This is a genomic window from Acinetobacter geminorum, from assembly GCF_013009345.1.
GTDB classification, from domain to species: Bacteria; Pseudomonadota; Gammaproteobacteria; order Pseudomonadales; family Moraxellaceae; genus Acinetobacter; species Acinetobacter geminorum.
Genome location: NZ_JABELE010000009.1, coordinates 66,315 through 87,959 on the forward strand (window position 1 = coordinate 66,315; position 21,645 = coordinate 87,959).

Annotated in this window: 20 protein-coding genes and 1 pseudogene; 18 read left to right on the forward strand and 3 right to left on the reverse strand. The window is 39.6% G+C overall.

The genetic code is table 11. The annotated features are described in order from the left end of the window. The first annotated feature begins 2 nt into the window (after positions 1-2). From HJG58_RS10065 to HJG58_RS10130, 14 genes and pseudogenes are all read left to right on the forward strand, one after another. Complete coding sequence (locus HJG58_RS10065; RefSeq protein WP_170248762.1) at positions 3-1,358, forward strand: 3-carboxy-cis,cis-muconate cycloisomerase; 1,356 nt, start codon at positions 3-5, stop codon at positions 1,356-1,358. Continuing rightward, positions 1,355-2,140, forward strand: coding sequence for a 3-oxoadipate enol-lactonase (gene pcaD / locus HJG58_RS10070; RefSeq protein ID WP_170248763.1), 786 nt, complete (start codon positions 1,355-1,357; stop codon positions 2,138-2,140). The genes HJG58_RS10065 and pcaD overlap by 4 nt, the downstream gene beginning before the upstream one ends. 42 nt (positions 2,141-2,182) lie before the next feature. Then, complete coding sequence (locus HJG58_RS10075) at positions 2,183-3,538, forward strand: 4-hydroxybenzoate transporter PcaK (RefSeq protein WP_170248764.1); 1,356 nt, start codon at positions 2,183-2,185, stop codon at positions 3,536-3,538. Positions 3,539-3,553: 15 nt separating this feature from the next. Beyond that, positions 3,554-3,967 carry a 4-carboxymuconolactone decarboxylase gene (pcaC, locus tag HJG58_RS10080; RefSeq protein ID WP_000997505.1) on the forward strand — a complete coding sequence of 138 codons (414 nt, stop codon included), beginning with the start codon at positions 3,554-3,556 and terminating at the stop codon, positions 3,965-3,967. A 10-nt stretch (positions 3,968-3,977) separates the two neighbouring features. After that, on the forward strand, positions 3,978-4,703 hold the full coding sequence (gene pcaH, locus HJG58_RS10085) for a protocatechuate 3,4-dioxygenase subunit beta (RefSeq protein WP_000077913.1): 726 nt from the start codon (positions 3,978-3,980) through the stop codon (positions 4,701-4,703). 14 nt (positions 4,704-4,717) lie between these two features. Next, positions 4,718-5,347, forward strand: coding sequence for a protocatechuate 3,4-dioxygenase subunit alpha (gene pcaG, locus HJG58_RS10090; protein WP_170248765.1), 630 nt, complete (start codon positions 4,718-4,720; stop codon positions 5,345-5,347). A gap of 69 nt (positions 5,348-5,416) precedes the next feature. After that, positions 5,417-6,244, forward strand: a complete 828-nt coding sequence (aroD, locus tag HJG58_RS10095; protein WP_170248852.1) for a type I 3-dehydroquinate dehydratase — start codon at positions 5,417-5,419, stop codon at positions 6,242-6,244. 19 nt (positions 6,245-6,263) lie between these two features. Then, positions 6,264-7,715: pseudogene (locus HJG58_RS10100) on the forward strand (NosD domain-containing protein). 57 nt (positions 7,716-7,772) lie between these two features. After that, complete coding sequence (locus HJG58_RS10105; RefSeq protein WP_170248766.1) at positions 7,773-9,092, forward strand: carbohydrate porin; 1,320 nt, start codon at positions 7,773-7,775, stop codon at positions 9,090-9,092. A gap of 82 nt (positions 9,093-9,174) precedes the next feature. Continuing rightward, positions 9,175-11,604, forward strand: coding sequence for a glucose/quinate/shikimate family membrane-bound PQQ-dependent dehydrogenase (locus HJG58_RS10110; RefSeq protein WP_170248767.1), 2,430 nt, complete (start codon positions 9,175-9,177; stop codon positions 11,602-11,604). A gap of 649 nt (positions 11,605-12,253) precedes the next feature. Next, on the forward strand, positions 12,254-12,712 hold the full coding sequence (locus tag HJG58_RS10115; RefSeq protein WP_170248853.1) for a DUF6438 domain-containing protein: 459 nt from the start codon (positions 12,254-12,256) through the stop codon (positions 12,710-12,712). 135 nt (positions 12,713-12,847) lie between these two features. Beyond that, a complete protein-coding gene (locus tag HJG58_RS10120; protein WP_170248768.1) occupies positions 12,848-13,261 on the forward strand; it encodes a YeeE/YedE family protein in 414 nt (137 codons plus the stop codon). Between the two features lie 4 nt (positions 13,262-13,265). Beyond that, positions 13,266-13,679, forward strand: coding sequence for a YeeE/YedE family protein (locus HJG58_RS10125; RefSeq protein WP_032003759.1), 414 nt, complete (start codon positions 13,266-13,268; stop codon positions 13,677-13,679). Positions 13,680-13,683: 4 nt separating this feature from the next. Next, a complete protein-coding gene (locus tag HJG58_RS10130; protein WP_170248769.1) occupies positions 13,684-14,550 on the forward strand; it encodes an MBL fold metallo-hydrolase in 867 nt (288 codons plus the stop codon). 88 nt (positions 14,551-14,638) lie between these two features. Here the strand turns inward: HJG58_RS10130 and pcaU are convergent, their stop codons facing one another. Both pcaU and HJG58_RS10140 read right to left on the reverse strand, forming a co-directional pair. Beyond that, positions 14,639-15,451, reverse strand: a complete 813-nt coding sequence (pcaU, locus tag HJG58_RS10135; protein WP_086265678.1) for an IclR family transcriptional regulator PcaU — start codon at positions 15,449-15,451, stop codon at positions 14,639-14,641. Positions 15,452-15,493: 42 nt separating this feature from the next. Continuing rightward, entirely contained in the window at positions 15,494-16,414 is a 921-nt protein-coding gene (locus HJG58_RS10140) for a LysR family transcriptional regulator (RefSeq protein WP_170248770.1), read from the reverse strand. Positions 16,415-16,503: 89 nt separating this feature from the next. Here HJG58_RS10140 and HJG58_RS10145 point away from each other — a divergent pair, with 89 nt between their 5' ends. From HJG58_RS10145 to HJG58_RS10160, 4 genes are read left to right on the forward strand one after another with little or no spacing between them, the layout of a single operon-like run. Then, the gene (locus HJG58_RS10145) at positions 16,504-17,745 is read left to right on the forward strand and encodes an acyl-CoA dehydrogenase family protein (protein ID WP_170248771.1); all 1,242 of its coding nucleotides are present in this window, start codon (positions 16,504-16,506) and stop codon (positions 17,743-17,745) included. 17 nt (positions 17,746-17,762) lie between these two features. Beyond that, the gene (locus HJG58_RS10150; protein ID WP_086265676.1) at positions 17,763-18,884 is read left to right on the forward strand and encodes a phosphotransferase family protein; all 1,122 of its coding nucleotides are present in this window, start codon (positions 17,763-17,765) and stop codon (positions 18,882-18,884) included. Further along, complete coding sequence (locus HJG58_RS10155) at positions 18,881-19,579, forward strand: histidine phosphatase family protein (RefSeq protein ID WP_017481016.1); 699 nt, start codon at positions 18,881-18,883, stop codon at positions 19,577-19,579. Before HJG58_RS10150 ends, HJG58_RS10155 begins: the two co-directional genes overlap by 4 nt. Positions 19,580-19,595: 16 nt before the next feature. Then, positions 19,596-20,339 carry an SDR family oxidoreductase gene (locus HJG58_RS10160; RefSeq protein WP_001140455.1) on the forward strand — a complete coding sequence of 248 codons (744 nt, stop codon included), beginning with the start codon at positions 19,596-19,598 and terminating at the stop codon, positions 20,337-20,339. Positions 20,340-20,373: 34 nt separating this feature from the next. On the opposite strand, the gene HJG58_RS10165 is transcribed toward HJG58_RS10160, so the two are convergent. Next, complete coding sequence (locus HJG58_RS10165) at positions 20,374-21,630, reverse strand: OprD family outer membrane porin (protein WP_170248772.1); 1,257 nt, start codon at positions 21,628-21,630, stop codon at positions 20,374-20,376. Between the last annotated feature and the right edge of the window lie 15 nt (positions 21,631-21,645).

A 21,645-nucleotide genomic window follows, 5' to 3' on the forward strand; every position in this document is an offset into this window, starting at 1 on the left:
TCATGAGCCAGTTATATGCCAGCTTGTTTTATCAAAAAGACGTCACTGACATCTTTAGTGACTCATCTTTAATCAAATATATGATTCAGGTTGAAGTTGCGTTAGCTCAAGCACAGGCAAAAGTTGGTGTGATTCCTCAAAATGCGGCTAATACAATTGCCCAAGTAGCTGAGCAGGCAATAGAAAAGTTTGACTTTTCAGCTTTGGCTGTCGCAACTGGCTTAGCTGGAAATATCGCAATTCCATTTGTAAAACAGCTTACAGCAATTGTTAAAGATGTTGATGAAGATGCTTCGCGTTATGTGCATTGGGGTGCAACGAGTCAGGATATTTTAGACACAGCTTGTATTTTGCAATGTCGTGATGCGTTGAACATTGTGGAAGCTCAACTTCAACAATGTTATGCGACTGCATTACAGCAAGCCAAGCAATATCGCCATCAAGTCATGATTGGGCGTACATGGTTACAGCAAGCTTTACCCATTACTTTGGGGCATAAACTTGCTCGTTGGGCTTCTGCATTTAAACGTGATTTAGACCGTATTCAAGCTATGAAGTCACGTGTACTGACTGCTCAGTTAGGTGGTGCTGTGGGTTCATTAGCTTCTTTGCAAGATCAAGGTTCACTTGTGGTTAATGCATTTGCGAAGCAACTGAATCTGACTGTACCGACAAGCACATGGCATGGTGAGCGCGATCGTATTGTAGAAATTGCAAGTGTGCTTGGCATGATTGTCGGGAATACGGGCAAGATGGCACGGGATTGGTCACTGATGATGCAAACTGAAATTGCAGAGTTGTTTGAGCCAACCGCCAAGGGGCGTGGTGGTTCATCGACTATGCCTCATAAGCGTAATCCAGTCGCAGCAGCATCCGTATTAGCTGCGGCGAATCGTGTACCAGCACTTATGTCTAGCATCTATCAAAGTATGGTGCAGGAACATGAGCGTAGCTTAGGTGCATGGCATGCAGAATGGTTAGCAGTTCCAGAAATCTTTCAGCTTTGTGCTGGAGCATTAAGTCGTACTGGTGAAGTCTTACAAGGTTTTGAAGTTAATGCTCAGCATATGCAACAGAATCTTGAATGTACGAATGGATTGATTATGGCAGAAGCTGTAATGATGGCACTTGCTCCTAAAATTGGACGTTTAAATGCTCATCATTTAGTTGAAGCTGCATGTAAAACAGCGGTAGCACAAAACCAGCATTTGTTTGATGTTGTTAGCCAACTAGAAGAAGTGAAAGGACAGTTTAGCCAAGCAGAAATACGGGATATTTTCAAACCGGAAAACTATTTGGGCAATATTCAGCAACAGATTGATGCAGTTTTGCAGGAAGCACAAGGAGAGTCAAATTGAAACAGACTATTAGCAATCGCCAAGGAAAACAGCTAGCTGTTTATATTGACGGTTTAAAAGATGCTCCTGTGCTTGTGTTCTCTAATTCATTAGGCACAGACCATGGTATGTGGCAGTCACAGGTAAGTGAATTAAAAAGTCATTTTAATGTCATTACATACGACACACGTGGTCATGGTGAAAGTGATGTAGTTAGTGGCACCACATTGCAAAACTTAGCTGAAGATGTGGTTGATATTTTAAATGCCTTGAGTGTTGAAAAAGCTCATTTTTGTGGCATTTCAATGGGTGGAATTACTGGGCTTTGGTTGGGTATTCATCATCCAGAGCGCTTTTTAAGTATTACTGTTGCGAACTCGGCAGCCAAAATTGGTCAGGCGGAGGCTTGGTTGAGTCGTGCTGACTCGGTAGAACAAAATGGTTTAGCTGAGTTGGTAAAAACCACGCATACCCGCTGGTTCAGTGAAAAATTCGACTATCAACATAATGTTGTTGCGCAGACGACGATTCAAAGTCTTGCAAACACACCGGCACAAGGTTATGCAAATGCATGTCGTGCTTTAGCGTATGCCGATTTAAGAGATGAAATTGCACAAATCCAAATTCCGGTACTGCTGGTTGCGGGAACAGAAGATCCAGTAACTACAGTAGCAGATGCTGAGTTTATGCAGTGCGCTATCAACAATAGTCAGATTGCTAAATTGGAAGCATCTCATCTTTCTAATATTGAGCAACCGCAAAGATTTACTCAGGAATTGACTAGGTTTATTCAGCAAATCTAATAGCTTAGTGATTTAAAAGGAATTGGCCTTAAGGAGGCAAATATGGCGTCTCAGGATTACGCTGCACCAAATAAAAGTATCGATGCTCAAGCATTAATTAATGATGCTCCACTCAGTAAGTATCAATGGATGATCGCAATCATCTGTTTCTTAATTATTTTTACTGATGGTATTGATACTGCTGCAATGGGTTTTATTGCACCAGCTTTGGCACAAGACTGGGGAGTTGATCGCTCTCAGTTAGGTCCAGTAATGAGTGCTGCACTTGGTGGAATGATTATTGGCGCTTTGGTTTCTGGCCCAACAGCTGACCGCTTTGGGCGAAAAATTGTTCTAGCTATTTCAATGTTTGTATTTGGTGGTTTTACCTTAGCTTCTGCTTATGCAACCAACTTAGATAGTCTTGTTGTTTTACGTTTTTTGACAGGTATTGGGCTTGGTGCAGCGATGCCAAATGCCACTACGTTGTTTTCTGAATACTGTCCAACTCGCATTCGTTCACTGCTCGTGACCTGTATGTTCTGTGGTTATAACTTAGGTATGGCAACTGGTGGTTTTATCAGTAGTTGGCTGATCCCGACTTATGGTTGGCACAGTCTATTTTTACTTGGCGGCTGGTCACCTTTGATCTTAATGATTTTAGTGATTTTAGTTTTACCTGAGTCTTACCGCTTTTTAATTGTGAAAGGTAAGAATCCTGAAAAAGTACGCAAAATCTTAAATCATATTGCGCCAGCTCAGATCCAAAATGCGACTGGATTTCACGTACCTGAAGAGAAAACTGAAACAGCTCAAAAGAAAAATGTCTTTGGAATTATGTTTTCTAAACCATATGCAAAAGGAACACTTTTACTTTGGTTGATCTATTTCATGGGGCTCGTGGTTGTTTACTTGCTTACAAGCTGGTTACCAACGCTTATGCGTGAAACAGGTGCCTCAATGGAGCGTGCTGCATTTATCGGTGGATTGTTCCAGTTCGGTGGTGTGGTAAGTGCCTTGTTTATTGGTTGGGCGATGGACAAATTCAACCCGAACCGAGTGATTGCTATTTTCTACTTTGCTGCAGGTCTATTTGCGATTGCTGTTGGTCAAAGCTTAGGAAATTCAACATTACTTGCAGTATTGGTGCTTTGTGCGGGTATCGCAATTAACGGTGCGCAATCTTCAATGCCTGCGTTAAGCGCTCGTTTCTATCCAACGCAGTGCCGTGCAACTGGCGTGTCTTGGATGACTGGTATTGGACGCTTCGGTGCAGTATTTGGTGCTTGGATTGGTGCTGTGTTACTCGGTAATGATTGGTCGTTTACCGCCATTCTTAGTTTATTACTAATTCCAGCGACTGCTGCGGCTGTTGCTGTATTTGTTAAATCAATTGTTGCGCATACCGATGCAACTTAATAGAGGTCTATCACAATGAATGATGAACAACGCTATAAACAAGGCATTGAGGTGCGGACTGAAGTTTTGGGTGAAAAGCATGTTGGTCGGTCTTTGCAAAATCTGAATGACTTTAACCAAGATTTTCAAAATTTTATTAGCCGTTATGCATGGGGTGAGGTGTGGTCTCGTCCAGGCTTACCGCGTCATACACGTAGTTTAGTCACTATCGCAATTTTATTGGCGCTTGGTCGTGAAGACGAACTACGCATGCATTTACGTGCTTGCTTTAACAATGGCGTAACTAAAGAAGATTTAAAAGAGCTGATCTTACACAGTTCACTCTATGCAGGTTTACCTGCTGCAAACGCTGCAATGCATATGGCTGAAGAAGTCTTTAAAGAGTTGGGGATAGAAGTAAACCCAATTGCAGCGAAAGAACAGGATTAAGGAGATAAAGATGTCACAACATAGCTGGGGTGCCTACGCCCAACGTAATACAGATGATCATCCACCAGCGTATACGCCAGGTTATAAAACAAGTGTATTACGTTCGCCAAAAAATGCATTGATCTCAATTAATGAGACTTTAACTGAAGTTACTGCACCGCATTTTTCTTCAAATCTGTTTGGCCCGAAAGATAATGATTTGATTTTGAACTATGCCAAAGATGGTTTGCCAATTGGTGAGCGTGTCATTGTTCATGGCTATGTTCGTGACCAATTTGGTCGTCCTGTAAAAAATGCACTTCTAGAAGTATGGCAGGCCAACGCTTCTGGCCGTTACCGTCATCCAAACGACAAGTTTATTGGTGCAATGGATCCTAACTTTGGTGGTTGTGGTCGTACCTTAACTGATGAAAACGGTTTTTATATTTTCCGTACCATTAAACCGGGTCCGTACCCATGGCGTAACCGTATTAATGAATGGCGTCCTGCACATATTCATTTCTCTTTAATTGCTGATGGTTGGGCTCAGCGCCTAATTTCGCAGTTTTATTTTGAAGGCGATACGCTCATTGACACTTGCCCAATCTTAAAAACGATTCCTTCTGAAGATCAACGTCGTGCCTTGATTGCACTAGAAGATAAAAACAACTTTATCGAAGCTGATAGCCGTTGTTACCGTTTTGACATCACTTTACGTGGCCGTCGAGCGACTTACTTCGAAAATGAATTGACTTAATCGGGAGCACGAGCATGAATAACTGGAATTTTCAGGAACTAAAAGAAACTCCATCTCAAACAGGTGGACCTTACGTTCACATTGGCTTATTGCCACAACAAGCAAATATTGAAGTATTTGAAAACAACTTTAATAACCAGTTAGTACAAGATCAGACCAAAGGTGAGCGTATTCGTCTTGAAGGCCAAGTGTTTGACGGATTAGGTTTACCGCTACGCGATGTGCTGATCGAAATTTGGCAAGCCGATGCGAATGGTATTTATCCAAGTCAGGCAGATACGCGTGAGCAAAAAGCTGACCAGGCATTTCAAGGTTGGGGCCGTACAGGTGCAGACTTTGAAACGGGTGTTTGGAGCTTTAATACAATTAAGCCGGGCGCGACAGCAGGCCGTAAAGGTTCAACTCAAGCACCTCATATTGCATTAGTCATTTTCGCTCGCGGTATTAACTTAGGTCTTCATACACGAGTTTATTTTGAAGATGAAGCTGAAGCAAATGCCAACGACCCGATTCTAAATAGCATTGAGTGGGCACCACGTCGCCAAACACTTATTGCGAAACGTTTTGAAGAAAATGGTGAAGTTGTTTACCGCTTTGATATTCGCATTCAAGGCGATGACGAAACTGTATTTTTTGACATTTAAGAAATACCTAAGGCTACACCTGATTATTCAAGGATGCGTGTAGCCTTTTTAAGGATGAACCATATGAACATGAAAGCATTATTAAGCCTAAGTTTGCTTGCACTCCCATTTTTTACAGCACAGGTGAATGCTGAACCTGTTGCTTTAGCCGCTCAAACACAACCTGCCGCTACAGCCGTTAAAACGATTGTTCCGATTACCGCAAAAACCAAAGAACAAGCTTTGGCACAAGCTCAGGTCATTGCAAATACAGCAGATGCTGATTTGGCAGAGTTTCGTATCGATTTACTCAGTTTCGCGAGTGATACAAAACAAGTGATTGCCTTGGGTCATGAGTTAAAAAAGATTTTAGGCAATAAACCAATGATCGCCACAATTCGTACCAAAAACGAAGGTGGCCAGCTTGAAATTAGTGATGTGGATTATGGTAAGACTTATCAGGCTTACTTAAAGAGTCCGTTCATGGACTGGTTAGATGTTGAAATGTTCCGTGATCAAAAAGTAGTTTTAGACATTGTTCAAAAAGCACATCAAAAGAAAGTGCTCGTTGTCATGTCTAATCATGACTTCCAAAAAACACCAAGCCAAGATGAAATTGAAAAACGCTTATTAAAACAAGATCAAATGGGTGCAGATATTCTCAAAATTGCCGTAATGCCAAAATCTAAACAAGATGTTTTCACTTTAATGAACGCAACTTTAAAGGTAAGCCAGCAAACCACTAAACCTTTATTGACGATGTCAATGGGGCAATTAGGTACGATTTCTCGTGTTGCGACTGGCAATATGGGCGGAAGTTATAGCTTTGGCATGATTGGTCAGGCTTCTGCACCGGGTCAAATTGATGTGACCAAGCTCAAACAGATTTTACAAACCGTTCAACCAACAAACCCATAAATCATAAGGATATGATGAAATGAATACATTACGTTTAACTACTCTTGCATTAGGTTTGATGGTTTCAGGAGTAGCGGCAGCACAAACTTATGTTGTTGATCGTTATCAAGACGATAGCAATAAAGGCTCTTTACGCTGGGCAATTGAACAAGCCAATGCAAACCCAAGCGAAGCTAGCGACATTTTGATTCAAGCAGTAGGCAAAGCGCCTTATGCGATTAAATTAAATAGTGCACTTCCTGAAATTAAAGCACCTGTCAAAATCATTGGTACACAGTGGGATAAAACTGGCGAATACATCGCAATTGATGGTTCAAATTATATTAAAGGCGAAGGGGCGAAAGCTTGTCCCGGTGCAAACCCTGAGCAGTACGGCACCAATGTACGTACTATGACTTTACCGGGATTGGTACTACGTGACGTCAACAATGTCACTTTAAAAGGTTTAGACATTCATCGCTTCTGTATTGGGGTATTGATTAACCGCTCGAGCAATAACCTCATCTAACATAACCGTATTAGTAATAACTACGGCGGTGCTGGTGTCATGCTCACTGGTGATGATGGTCAAGGTAACCCAACCGCAACCACGACCAATAACAACAAAGTTTTAGACAATATTTTCCAAGACAATGGTGATGGTCTAGAGCTGACACGTGGTGCTGCGTTTAACTTAATTGCGAATAACCATTTTGTTTCAACCAAAGCAAACCCAGAACCATCACAAGGTATTGAAATTTTGTGGGGTAATGATAATGCGGTAGTTGGTAATAAATTCGAAAACTATTCAGATGGCTTACAGATCAACTGGGGTAAGCGTAACTATATTGCCTACAACGAAATGACCAATAACTCGATTGGTTTCAACATGACGGGTGATGGCAATATTCTTGATAGTAATAAAGTACATGGTAATCGTATTGGTGTAGCCATCCGTTCTGAAAAAGATGCAAATGCAAAAATTACATTGACTAAAAACCTGATTTGGGACAATGGTAAAGATATTAAACGCTGTGAAGCGGGTGGTTCATGTGTACCAGATCAGCGTTTGGGTGCAATTGTATTTGCTGTGCCTGCACTTGAGCATGCCGGATTTGTAGGTTCTCGTGGTGGCGGTGTGGTTGTTGACCCATCTAAACAACAAAAAACATGTACTCAGCCAAATGAACAAGGCTGTAATGCTCAACCTAATCAGGGTATTAAAGCTCCTAAATTAACTGCAAATAAAGGTTCAGTTGCTGTAGAAGTCAATGGCTTGCCAAATCAACGCTATCAAGTTGAATTTTTTGGTAATCAAAATGCGTCATCAAAAGAAGCTGAGCAATATTTAGGAGCAATAACTGTTGCTACAGATGCACAAGGGATCGCAAAAGCGAATTGGAAGCCGTCTGTAAAAGTTGCCTCAATTACAGCGAATATTACTGATCGTTTTGGCGCAACTTCTGAGCTTGGTTTTACAAGTGTTAAATAACAATAAGGAAAGCGCCTCATATGAGGCGCAGCATAGAAATGATAAAAGGGACTTGAAATGCCAAATTTAATGAAATTGAGTGTTTTAACGCTCGCTGTATTAGGTAGCCAATTTGCGCTCGCGAATGAGCCTTGGTCACAAGACCGTCAATGGTTGCTAGGTGACTGGAATGGAAAACGCCAGCAATTAGAGCAGCAGGGCTATAAATTTACAGCTTCTATTATGAGCCAAAGTGCCACAAATTTAGATGGTGGTTACAACGACAGCAATACTTTTGAAAATGCTGCACAACTTTCTTTAGGTGCAAACCTAGATTTAGAAAAAATTGCTGGATGGAAAGATACAACAGCAAGCGTAATCGTGACCAAACGTGATGGTAATGCATTAACTCTCGAGCGTATTAAAGACCCACGTTCTAGCCAATTGGGTAATGCTCAAGAGATTTATGGTCGCGGTAAAATCTGGCGTTTATCTCAAGCATGGGTGAAGAAGGGTTTTATCGATAATACTGTACAGGTCAAATTTGGCCGTATGGGAATGTCAGAAGACTTTAATAGTTCTCAATGTGAATTTCAGAACTTATTGCTTTGCGGTGGACAACTAGGAAAATCAATCGGTTCAATTTGGTATAACTCACCAGTAGGTGTTTGGGCGACAAACGTTAAATATCAGTTTGCGCCTGAATGGACTTTGGGATTGGGGGTGTATGAGGTCAATCCAGACAACATTAAAACCGAATCAAATAGTGATGGTTTTAATCTGGATATGAACAATGTGAAGGGCGCCACCATACCAGTTGAACTTGCATGGAAACCAAAACTTGCTGCCTTTAATCGCTTGCCGGGTGAATATAAAGTAGGTGCACTGTATTCAACCGCCGAAGCAAATGATATTAAAACTGCGGGTAAAGTGCATGACGGGAAACAAAGTTTCTGGATTAATGTACAACAACAACTGACGAATAAAGGCGAAGATCCGAAACGCGGTTTATATGTAAGTTTTAATGGCGTTGTAAATGATAAGGCAACGACTTTTGTTCAAAGTACGCAACAACTTGCTCTTTGGTATAAGGGGCCATTTGATAGCCGTCCAAATGATTCGATTGGTTTTGGTATAGCCAATTATGTAGTTAATGACCGTGCTAAAGATAAACAGATCGCAACAAATGAAAGTCGTGGATATTACAGCTATGATTCGATTGCATCTGACTATATTCCAATTCAAGACGACGAACTAAATGTCGAGTTGAACTATACCTATCAATGGTCTCCGGCCGTCATGTTACGTCCAAACATCCAATATATTCATCAACCTGCTGGTGTAAAAGAAGTTGATGATGCTTGGGTGGCTGGTCTTAGTGTGAAAGTCAATTTTTAACAATATTGATGGCTGGTTAGACATAGTTTAACTGGCCCAAATGCTTGAACTATTCGGGTTCAGTATATGTGGAGTAGGATCTATGTCTGAATCAGATTCTAAGTTTCATATCTTATTCAAAATATGGTGTTTTATATTAGGTCTAGTTTTATTGGCTACTGGTGTTTTTTATATCGTAGGTGGCGGAAAGCTAGTATCTCTTGGTGGTTCTTGGTATTTCCTTATCTCAGGACTGTTTATAACCATTTCGGCAATTAGTATTTTCCGTAAAAAAGCACTGGGTGTCTGGATTTTTGCGGCTGTTTTTGTTGGTACCGTAATTTGGTCATTTGTTGATGCTGGATGGGAATTTTGGCCGCTATTTTCGCGCTTAATGTTTCCTGCCGGTCTTTTTGCTGCGTTGTTATTTACCTTACCTTCAATTCGACGTTACCAATTTCAAACGAGCTTGGCATCTTCATCCTATGCTATAGGTGGACTAGTTGTTGTAGGTATGTTGATTGCGCTCTATCAAATGTTCCAACCGCATCCAACAGTAGCAAGTTCAGGTGAAAAACTACCTCTAGTACCAGTTGATCCTGCAAAAAAACAGGTAAATTGGGAAAATTATGGTAATGATGCAGGTGGTAGCCGCTTTGTTGCTCTCGATCAAATTAACCGAGATAACGTTCATAAATTAAAAGAAGCTTGGCGCTTTAGAACGGGCGACTTTACAACGGGGAGCGGTAATGGGGCTGAAGACCAAATGACTCCGCTACAAGTTGGAAATAAAGTGTTTTTATGTACACCACATAACAACATTTTTGCGATAGATGCCGACTCGGGCAAGCAACTCTGGAAAGCTGAGGTGAACTCTACAGCCGATGCTTGGGAACGTTGCCGCGGTGTTGCATACTTTGATTCAACTAAACCGCTTGTACAACCAACTTTAGCTGGTGCAAATGCAGTAACTGCGGTTGCAACCAATACAGCATGTCCACGCCGTGTATATACTAATACACCTGATGGTCGTTTAATTGCAGTGAATGCAGATAACGGTCAGCGCTGTGCTGATTTTGGTGTAAATGGAACGGTTGATTTGCTAGAAGGTCTTGGTGCTGGAACAAAAGCTCCACGTTTTGAAGTGACTTCTGCACCGACTATTGCTGGAACAACCATTGTGGTGGGTAGCCGTATTGCCGACAACGTGGCCGCAGATATGCCGGGTGGTGTTATCCGTGGTTATGACGTGATTACGGGTAAACTTCGCTGGGCATTTGACCCGCGTAATCCAAACCCGAACTATGTTCTTAAACCGGGTGAAACCTATAAACGTAGTTCGGCAAACTCATGGGCTGCAATGTCATATGATCCGCAAATGAATACGGTGTTTTTACCTATGGGTAGTTCATCAGTAGATGTTTGGGGGGGGAATCGTAATCCATTAGATCATAAATATAATTCTTCTGTATTAGCACTTGATGCAACAACCGGTAAAGAGAAGTGGGTATATCAAACTGTTCATAATGATTTATGGGACTTTGATTTACCAATGCAACCGAGTTTGGTTGACTTCCCATTAAAAGATGGTACGACTAAACCAGCTGTTGTCATTGGAACCAAATCAGGTCAATTCTTTGTTCTTGACCGAGTAACGGGTAAACCTTTGACTAAAGTAATTGAACAGCCAGTTAAAGCTGCGAATATTCCGGGTGAGCAATACAGCGCAACTCAACCACGTTCAGTTGAAATGCCTCAAATTGGTAATCAGACTTTAACTGAGTCGGATATGTGGGGTGCTACGCCGTTTGATCAGCTCATGTGCCGTATTAACTTTAAGTCAATGCGTTACGAAGGATTATTTACTGCACCGGGTACTGATGTATCATTAAGCTTCCCAGGCTCTTTGGGCGGCATGAACTGGGGTAGCATCGCTTTTGACCCGACTCATCGTTATATGTTCGTGAACGATATGCGCCTTGGCTTATGGATTCAATTGATGGAGCAAACTCCTGAAGATATTAAGATTCAGGCGAATGGTGGAGAGAAGGTAAATACAGGTATGGGTGCTGTACCAATGAAAGGTACACCATATAAAGTGAATAAAAACCGCTTTATGTCAGCACTAAGTATTCCTTGTCAAAAACCGCCATTTGGTACCATGACTGCGATTGATTTGAAAACTCGTCAGGTTGCATGGCAGGTACCATTAGGTACAGTAGAAGATACTGGGCCTATGGGAATTAAGATGGGCTTAAAAGCACCGATCGGTATGCCAACAATTGGCGGGCCGATGGCAACTCAAGGTGGTTTGGTTTTCTTTGCTGCTACACAAGATTACTACTTACGTGCATTTGATTCATCTACAGGTAAAGAACTGTGGAAATCACGTATGCCAGTAGGTAGCCAAGGAACACCTATAAGCTATGTTTCACCTAAAACAGGTAAACAGTATGTAGTTGTTACCGCAGGTGGAGCACGTCAATCACCTGATCATGGTGATTATGTGATCGCTTATAGTTTAGAACAATAATTAAGTTAGGCAAAAGAGAGTATTTCTCTTTTGTCTTTATATTTAATATATTTTTTGTATAAAATGATAAAAGTAATTTCTATATTTTTAACTAGATAGCTTTACCAAATAGTAAAAAAGTGCTTGATGTTGTTGCTAAACTTAAGATAGCCTTATGGTCATTTCATCCTGAACGCTAGATATAGTCTAATGATTGACCATTTTCTTATAATGTTTTACCTATAAATAAAAACTTAACTTTTATTAAGTTTTGTTTAACTTAAGGTTGTGAATTTTAATTAGAAATAAACATTATTAGGTTTTTAATCTTAAAAATTAGGTTTTTTTTGTAGGAAAAACGAGCATAAATATATATTTATATTATATTTATATAATTTATTAGGTTGAGCTAGAATGATCGACGCAGATTATTACTACCCAGTAATAATTTGTATTTCAGGAATTTAAGCTCTTATTAGCTTAAGGCTCATCGAAAGATGGGCCTTTTTTTATGGGTGAAACAAAATGATTTTTTAATTCTGCTCAATAGCCTAAGCAAAATTAAAAGTTAAATAATGAATAAATCACAAAAAATAGTCTTTAATGACAAGAAGTGTATGATTTGATAAATTAAAGCCACTTGATAATAATAGGTGATGTAATGAGATTTTTGGTTCTTGCAACTTTATCTGGTTTAGCCTTGATGGGTTGTGCTTCTGTTCAGCAAGCACCGAATACACAAGAGACAATACGCTATGCTTCTAGCCCATGCTTTGGTGCATGTCCGATTTATTCTGTAGAAGTAACACCTACGGGTTTAATTCGCTTTGAAGGTAAGCAATATACAAAAGCAATTGGTGTTAAAGAAATACAAGGTAGCGTAAAAGATTATCAAAAACTTGCAAAGGATTTAAAAACTTATCGTCCTCAAACAGGAACTCAATCAAAAACTGCAGGTTGCCAGCAAACAGCGACCGATATGTCTAGCTATTACATTACTTGGATTCAACCAAATGGTACTGAAACAAAATTAAGCCATTACACAGGTTGTATCTCTCCAGCAAATAATAGATTGAATAAAGTTATGGAAAAGTTACCTGAACAGTTAGGCATTAAAGATCTAATTTAATGATAAAAGCCCCAAAATCTTGGGGCTTTTTCTTGTTAAGACGAATTATATACTTAAGAGTTTTATTTTAAGTATTTCTAAAAGAATCAGCGTATAATACATATTATAAAAACATATATTGATGAGAGTAGTTATATGTCAAATATTGTCTATGCTTTCTTAGGTGGTTTGCTACTGGGCATTGCAACAGTTGGGTATTTATATATAAATGGCCGTATAGCCGGAATTAGTGGTTTGCTTGCTCAAGTCATCAATCCTACTAAAGACACCTTTAAGAGTTCGGCATTCTGGTTTATTGCGGGACTCGTGATTACACCTTTCATATATGGTTATTTTTATCAGCCTGAAATTGAAATTAAAGCCAATATATTTGCCCTTATTTTAGCAGGCGTACTTGTGGGCTTTGGAACACGGTTAGGGTCGGGTTGTACAAGCGGTCATGGTATTTGTGGTATGAGCAGGCTATCAAAACGCTCGATGATTGCGACAGCAGTTTTTATGTTTGCTGGCATGTTAACGGTTTATATCATTCGTCATGTGTTGGGGTAATCTTATGAAAAATATTTTTGCTTTTTTATTTGGTAGCTTATTTTCATTGGGTTTAATGATCTCTGGCATGTCTAATCCAGAAAAGGTATTAGGTTTTCTAGATATCTTTGGGCAATGGGATATCAGCTTAATGTTTGTAATGTTGGGGGCTATTGCTGTGGCATTTATCCCTTTTCAAAAGGCTATAAAAAGCCCTAAAACACTCTTTAATGAACAAATTCAATTACCAACGAATACGCAGATTGACCAAAGGTTAATTGTAGGCGCTTTTATTTTTGGTATAGGCTGGGGAATAGCAGGCATATGTCCAGCGCCCGCGTTAACACTTATTGGATTAGGACATTTTGAAGCGCTTTATTTTATTGTCGCAATGTTATTAGGAATGTTTATTTATCGAATTTTAAATAAAGGAAATTAAACCTATGCAACAACCTCTAGTAAAAGATTTTTTTGATGAAAATACCAATACTTTCAGCTATGTTGTTGCGGATTTAGCGACTCGTCAATGCGCTATTATTGATAGCGTGCTTGACTACGATGCCGCATCGGCCACTACAAAAACAACTCATGCTGATCTGATTATTGATTATATCTTGGCTCAAAACTTCAAAGTACAATGGATTTTAGAAACCCATGTACATGCCGACCATATGACTGCGGCTCAATATTTAAAATCTAAATTGGGCGGTACAATTGCAATTAGTCAAAAAATTTCAGTAGTACAAGAAACATTTTCTGCTATCTATAATTTTGATTTTAAGAAATTTAACGAAAATCAGCCTTTTGATTATTTATTTGATGATTATGAACATTTCAAAATAGGAGAGATAGAAGCCTATAACATTCCTACACCAGGGCATACGCCCGCTTGCTTAAGCTATGTGATTGCTGATGCTGTTTTTGTAGGTGATACTTTATTTATGCCCGATTATGGCTCGGCCAGATGCGACTTTCCTAAAGGAAGTGCTGCTGAGCTTTATGATTCGGTACAAAAACTTTATACACTTCCTGACGACATGCGCATGTTCTTATGCCATGACTATAAGCCCGAAGGCCGTGATGAATATATCTGTCAAACAGATATAAAAACTCAAAAGCAAAGCAATATTCATTTAAATCGACGAGTTTCCAAGAACTCATTCATCAAAATGCGTCAAGAAAGAGATGCTACTTTGGCAATGCCAAAATTAATTTTGCCTTCAATTCAAATTAATATGAATGGTGGAAATTTTCCGGAACCTGAAGCGAATGGTATCCGTTATTTAAAAATCCCATTTAATTATTTTTAGAAATAGCCTAAGCATATATTCCGATCATTTCACTTATTAAAATAGCCTAAGCAAAAAATTAATCTTATGAAAATAGCCTAAGCAAAATTTAGAGAACTTGTCTTAAATCGCGCGCCGTCTCTTGCAATAGCGGCAAAATGTGTTGAACTAAATATTCTTCAGTTGTTTTCATGGTCGGAGAAACAATATTTAGAGCTGCAACCACTTTAAAGTCTTGCCCATAAATCGGTACGGCGAGCGCATGAACGCCTAATTCGTGTTCTTCACGCGAATAGCACCAATCTTGTTCTCGAATTTCTTTTAATAACTCTAAAAATTTATCATTTTCGACATGCGTATATTTAGTTAGACGCTGAAGTGGATATTTTTGGAGCCAGTCTAATTGTTCTTCTTGGCTTAAATGTGCCAGTAAAATTTTTCCAGCTGAGGTTGCATGAGCAGGCAAGCGATTACCCAAGTGCAAACCATATGGATTTACACGGTCAGTTTGTTGATGGGCTGCACTACGGGCAATGGTAATGGCTTCATAACCATCAAGTACCATCACTGAATAAATAAGAGAGGTTTGGTTAGTTAACAGATTTAATAAAGGTTGAGATACTTTCGGAAGCTGAGCCGCACCTAAATAAGCTCCTGAAAATTTAAGAACTTTTGGGGTTAAATAATAATAGTGGCCATCTGACTCAAGATATCCTAAATATTCTAATGTTAATAAATGACGTCTTGCTGCCGCTCGGGTGAGTCCAGTTTTTTCGGCTGCCATAGAAATGTTTAAACGATGTTGATTACTACTAAAGCTATCTAAAATCGCCATGCCTTTACCAATGCCAGCAATGTAATCTTCATGACGAATCGTTTTTTTGTTGTCCTGATTCTGGATTATCCGTTCATCTTTACTCATTACTGATCCTTGTACGATAGAAGCTTAGTAGATCAATTTGCTTTACTGAAAAAGTTTAATGATTTCATGTCGCAAAAATTGATGCCTTAAATTATCCCTTAAATCTTCGTGCCAAAACATACCCATTTTAATATTGGTTATCTCAAAAGGCAGAGAATGTAAGCGAATTGCAGCACTATAAGACAAATGCTGCAAAATCATTCGAGGCATAGTAAGTATTGCGTCGGCTTGAGCTCCCAAAACTTGTAACGCTGTTGAGTAGTTTTGACAGCGCATAAATACATTTCTTGAAATTTTTTGGTGTTGATTTAAATAAATATCTTCAAGTAAAGCGCCCGTACGGCGTGAGGAAACACCAATATGCCGACCACTGATGTAAGTAGATAAATCGACTTCTTTAAGTTGACTGCAAATGACGAACTCGTCTGTTACCAAATGATCAAAGGTAATTTTGGGTGATAAATATTGTTCTAGGTCAATCACGAAATCGAGCTGCTGTGTCGCTAAGTCAGTCATAATATGTTTTCGATCTAGCTTCATACTCACAAACTGCAAATCTAAATTAAGATTTTGAAAATGTTGAGCCAGTCTTGGAAGAATAATTGGCTCAATTTCATCATGCACGGCGATTTTTAAGTTTTTTAAGCTTGTTGGATCGAACACATGCTTCTGCTGGCTAATATTTTGAATGGTTAAAAGTGCTTGCTTAACAGTTGGGTAAATCTGCTCGGCAAAAGGAGTGGCAGACATTTTATTGCCTACTCGTATAAATACATCATCTTCAAGTTGCTGACGTAACCGCTGCAAAGCATGACTTGCCGCTGACTGCGTAATATTAAGGCTACTTGCCGCATTTGAAATACTTTTTTGCTCATAAATCGCGATAAAAAGCGGATATAAATTGATATCAATCCGGTGGAAAAAACTTAGGTCTAGGCCATGTAGGTTATGAATATTATTCATGAGATGTTATTTAATAAAATCATTTCATTCATATTAAGTTTCAAGTTATGTTGATGTAAAGACCAGATAATGATGTGAAGGAAAAAAGAATGTTTGAACTTTCAAAGAAGGCTCAAGATTTTGCTGAGCGAACAAAAAAATTTATTTTAGAAGAAATAGAACCTAGCGAAGCAAAATTTTGGGAAGAGGTTCATGAGTTAAATCCAGATGGAAACTGGAAAAAATGGCAGTGGCCTGAACTGTTAGAAACTCTGAAAACTAAAGCTAAACAAGCCGGTCTTTGGAATATGTTTTTACCCGATGAAAAGTTGGGTGCTGGGTTAACTGTTCAAGAATATGCGCATATTGCTGAATTGACTGGCCGCAGCTTATTGGCACCTACCGTTTTTAACTGTAATGCACCGGATACCGGAAATATGGAGGTGTTATGGCGCTATGGTAATGAACAGCAAAAACAACAATGGTTACAGCCTTTATTGGACGGAAAAATTCGCTCTGTTTTTTGTATGACTGAACCAGATGTGGCTTCAAGCGATGCAACCAATATGCAAGCGACTGCACTCATCGACGGTAATGAAATTGTTTTAAATGGCAAAAAATGGTGGTCGTCTGGTTTAGGTGACCCAAATGCTAAAGTCATTATTTTTATGGCCCATACTCCAGATGAAACCAAAGACCGCCATCATCAACACTCTATGGTTTTAGTACCGATTGATACGGCGGGTGTGGAGATTCAACGGATGTTACCTGTGTTTGGCGACTACGATGCGCCACATGGACACGGTGAGGTTCACTTTAATAATGTTCGAGTACCTATTGAAAACTTTATTGGTGGAGCGGGTCAAGGTTTTGAAATTGCACAAGGGCGTTTAGGGCCAGGGCGTATTCATCATTGCATGCGCTGTATCGGGGCTGCTGAAAAAGCACTAGAACTGATGATTGATAGAGGCATGTCTAGAATGGCGTTTGGCAAAGAAATTTTAAAACTTGGTGGAAACCTCGAACGCGTAGCCGATGCACGGGTAGCCATAGATCAAGCTAGACTTTTAACCTTGTATGCTGCTTATAAAATGGATACTTTAGGAAATATGGCTGCTTTAACAGAAATATCTGCAATTAAAGTAGTCGCTCCAAGCGTTTTAGAAAAAGTAGTCGATATGGCGATTCAGCTACATGGTGGTGCAGGTGTTTCAAGAGATACGCCATTAACGGGTTTCTTTGCCCAAGCACGCAGTTTACGTTTAGCTGATGGTCCGGATGAAGTGCATAAAGGCATGATTGCCAAATTAGAGTTAGCCAAACGTGGTTATGGTCGTCATAAGAAAGTATAAGTTTAAAGGAAATAAATATGTCGGTAATTGATGTAGGCGGTGAAGTACGTGAAGGTGAAGAACTTGATATTGGGGCAGTTGAAAATTGGTTAAAGAACCAAGATGTTGAGCTGGTTGGTCCAGCAGTTGTTACTCAATATACGGGCGGTGCGTCGAATTGGACTTATCGTTTAAAATATGAAAATACCGATTTAATTTTACGACGTCCTCCTAAAGGAACAAAAGCGAAGTCGGCCCACGATATGGCCCGTGAATATATGGTGCAGAAAAACCTTGCACCGTATTATCCGGTGCTTCCTAAAATGGTGGCACTTTGTCAGGATGAGTCGGTCATTGGCTGTGATTTTTATGTCATGGAACGCATTGAAGGTATTATTCCTCGTGCAAAATTACCGCCTGAGCTTGGTTTTAATGAAGAAGATGTTCATCAACTTTGTGTAAACGTTATTGATAAGCTCATTGAGCTGCATCAAGTTCCATATGAGAACACCCCTTTAGCTGAACTAGGCAAAGGTACAGGATATTGCCGTAGACAAGTTGAAGGTTGGGATAAACGCTATGAAAAAGTCCGTACTATTAACGTTCCTTCATTTAAATATGTTCGAAAATGGCTAAACGATAATATCCCTCAAGACTCTACGACTTGTATTATTCACAATGATTGGCGTTTTGATAATGTGATTTTAGATCCAGAGCACCCAACAGAAGTGATTGGTGTGTTGGATTGGGAAATGGCGACTTTGGGTGATCCATTAATGGATTTGGGTAGCGCTTTGGCCTATTGGGTGGAACCTACGGATAATATGATTTTTAGATCGACGCGCCGTCAGCCTACTCATCTAAAGGGAATGTTCTCTCGTAAAGAAGTCGTTGAATATTATTTGCAAAAAACAGGTCTGGAGCCTCAGAACTGGGCTTTTTATGAAGTCTTCGGTGTATTCCGTTTAGCAGTGATTGCCCAGCAAATCTATTATCGCTATTACCATAAACAAACTCGAAATCCTGCTTTTAAAGATTTCTGGATTGTCATTCATGCGCTACATATTCGAGCTTTAAAACTTATCGCGCAACAAAAACTCCAAGAATCTGAATTTGCTCAGCAATCTCTACAGAAAATACAGGGTATTTTAAGAAAATGACCACAATTTATCTGGTAAGACATGGGCAGGCATCATTTGGTAAAAGTAACTATGATGAACTGTCTGAAAATGGTGAGGCTCAAGCGACGTTATTAGGACAATATTTTAAGCAAATATTGAAAGAACAACCTTATGTGGTTGCAGGAACCATGCAGCGTCATGAACAAACCGCACAACTTGCACTTAATGAATGCTTCCCAGATACAGTAATTCATCATAATAATTTATGGAATGAGTTTAACCACCAACAGGTTTTTGCACGTTATGAGCCACGTTTTGAACAGCCTGAGTTGTTAAAAGCTGACGTAGCACAAGAACAGAATCCTCGCGCTTATCTCGCCAAAATATTTGAAGGCGCAATTGGACGATGGACAGATGGAGATTTTCATCATGAATATGATGAGTCTTGGCCACACTTTAAAGAAAGAGTCGAAACAGCATTGCAGCAACTTTGTGATGAGTTAGCAAAAACCAAACCTCGCTATGCAATTGTTTTTACATCTGGTGGTGTGATTTCTGTTGCAATCGGCAAATTGCTTGAACTTAGCCCCAATCGAACTTTTGCGTTGAATTGGGCAATTGCTAATACAAGTCTCACGACTTTGCGGTTGGTTGGAAATGAAGCTCAGGTTTTAAGTTTAAATGAACATCATTTTATAAAAGCTGAGCGTCCAGATTTACTGACATGGATTTAAAAATAAGGATAAAAGCATGGCAAAGACAATTTTAATTACAGGTGCAAGTTCTGGTTTAGGCGCAGGTATGGCGCATGAATTTGCAGCCAAAGGTTATAACTTAGCGATTTGTGCACGCCGTTTAGACCGATTAGAGACTTTAAAAACCGAACTAGAAAATCAGTACGGTATTAAGGTAATTGCGAAAAGTCTGGACGTTACCAATTACGATCAGGTTTTTGAAGTTTTTCGTGCCTTTAAACAAGAATTTGGCTATTTAGACCGAATTATCGTAAATGCGGGAGTTGGAAATGGTCGCCGTATTGGTAAAGGTAATTTTGAGATTAATAGAGCCACGGCCGAAACAAACTTTATCTCTGCTTTAGCACAGTGTGAGGCAGCGATTGAAATTTTTAGAGCGCAAAATGCAGGTCATTTGGTGGTGATGTCATCCATGAGTGCGATGCGCGGATTACCAAAACATTTATCGACCTATGCGGCAAGTAAAGCTGCGGTTGCTCACTTGGCTGAAGGTATTCGTGCTGAATTACTGGATACGCCAATTAAAGTTTCTACAATTTTCCCGGGTTACATTCGCACAGAAATGAATGAAGGTGCTAAACATTTACCTTTTGAAGTAGATGCCAAAACAGGATGTAAAGCTTTGGTCAAAGCGATCGAAAAGCAACCTGTAAAAGCTTATGTGCCACAGTGGCCGTGGTTACCCATGAGTATTGCCATGAAGGTTTTGCCTTTAAAGTTGGTCAATAAATTAGGATAAAAAATACCCCCTAAAATTAGGGGGTAATATTTATTTAGAACTTTTTGGTGTAATTAACAAATAAACGATCTTCACCAAAGTCATTGCCGTGTTTTACATTGTAATCAATACGAATATATTGTAGAGCCACGCCTTTTAAGAATGGCTGCTGAAATGCATAGTTTAGAATAACGTTTGACTCGGTTTCATGGTTCTTTTCACCATTTGCTGCTTTAAAGTCATTGCCGTAAACATATTTCACCATCGCATTTAAACCCGGTACATAGTCTTTAAAATCGTAGCCATACATGACATGGTAAGACTTTTCATCTTCTTTAAAGAAGCCGGTGGCATTCCAGTTAATGAAATAGGTTTCTGGTAAGAAACCATCCGGTAGTGGGTAAGCCGACTCTCCAATAATTTGTTGGTAACCCAAACCAAAGGTATGGTTTTTTACTTTGACGGTTTCAAGTAACCCAATGTTCTGGGCATCAATATTAAAAGTATTACCGTCATCTTTCGCATTGAAGTATTTAAATTTGGAAGTTAGAGCAAAAGTTGGTTGTTTCCACGTATGTTCCAGCCCCACATAGTGTTTGTTGTAGAGGTCTTCCAAATTACCAAAGTAATATTCGCCCTTTAAAGACGGCGTAAATTGATAGCGCAGGTCAATGTAGTTAAGGCCATCAGATTCTTTAGTAATTCCATTTGATGTGAAAGAAAACTTTTTAAAGTCTTCTTCATTTCGGGGAGACACTTTTTCAACCCGACCAATTTCTGCATAAAGTTGATCTGAAAGTTGCGACTTAAGGTTAGTTCCCCAATATGAAGTAAGTAATTGTCGGCTCGCATCTACGGCAGTGACAGGTAAATCGAGCCAGAGTTCACCGACACTTAAAAGAGTTTTGTCATAACCTAGCTTTAAAGTCGCGCCGTATTTTAAATAGTCTGATGCCTGAGATTGTGTCTCTTTATTAAAAGGCAAAACAGTATCTGCCACGTGTTTGTCTGAACTTAAACGCACGGCGTATTGAACAGATGTATCGGCCCCAATCGTGATTGGCTTATCTGCTATGACTAACGGGGTGTCATGCATTTTCGATTTATAAAATAATGACGCTGCCTGAGACCAACTGCCGGTATCTTTTAAGGCATCATTATCAAAATCACGGTTGATATAGGCATTTTTTAAAGTGAATTTCCATTCATCTTCAGTTTGCTGATTTGGATTTGCGGCCCATGAGTTGCTGCACATCAGTAATAAAGTGGCAACAGCTAAAGTGTGTAGTTTAAAACGGTGAAATAATTTCATAATCCATTTCCCAAG